This window comes from Leptothrix discophora (assembly GCF_030705305.1).
Taxonomy (GTDB): domain Bacteria; phylum Pseudomonadota; class Gammaproteobacteria; order Burkholderiales; family Burkholderiaceae_C; genus Sphaerotilus; species Sphaerotilus discophorus.
On record NZ_JAUZEE010000028.1, the window covers coordinates 1 to 553 of the forward strand.

Here is a 553-nt window from a genome sequence, read left to right on the forward strand (position 1 = left end):
GCGCTAAGTCGTTGAATTACATAGAGATGTTCAGCTAGCGCTGTAGGTTGCTCGACCAGGACCTAAGAAACTAACATTGATAACAACGAAAAGTGAGGTTTGGCATGAAGCAGGCAAAAACACTAACGGCGCAAGAACTGCGTCAAGCGCTTGGACAAGCGGCAATGTCCCGCCACGCAGCACGCGACAAGGCCATGCTGCTGCTGACGCACTTAGCGGGGATGCGGGTGGGGGAAGTTGCGGCGCTGCGAGTGAGCGACGTGATCGATGCCCAGGGCAACGTCAGGGCGGAACTGCGCTTGGGTGCGCATCAAACGAAGGGCAATGCGGGGCGCGTGGTGTTCGTGAACGAGCGGCTGCAAAAGGAACTTGCAGCTTACGCACGTACCGTGAAGCGGACAGTGCTCGACGCTCCGTTCTTCATGACCCAAAAGCGTACTGGGTTCAGCGCAAACACGCTGACCCAGCACTTCATCGTTCTGTACAAGCGGGCCGGCCTCGAAGGTGCCACATCACACTCGGGCCGTCGCACTTTCATCACGAACTTGGCCGC

The 553-nt window shown here is 57.7% G+C and carries 1 protein-coding gene; it reads left to right on the forward strand.

The features are described from left to right. Positions 1–104: 104 nt before the first annotated feature. On the forward strand, positions 105–553 hold a 449-nt coding region (locus Q8X39_RS20475), incomplete at its 3' end, for a tyrosine-type recombinase/integrase (RefSeq protein WP_305751545.1).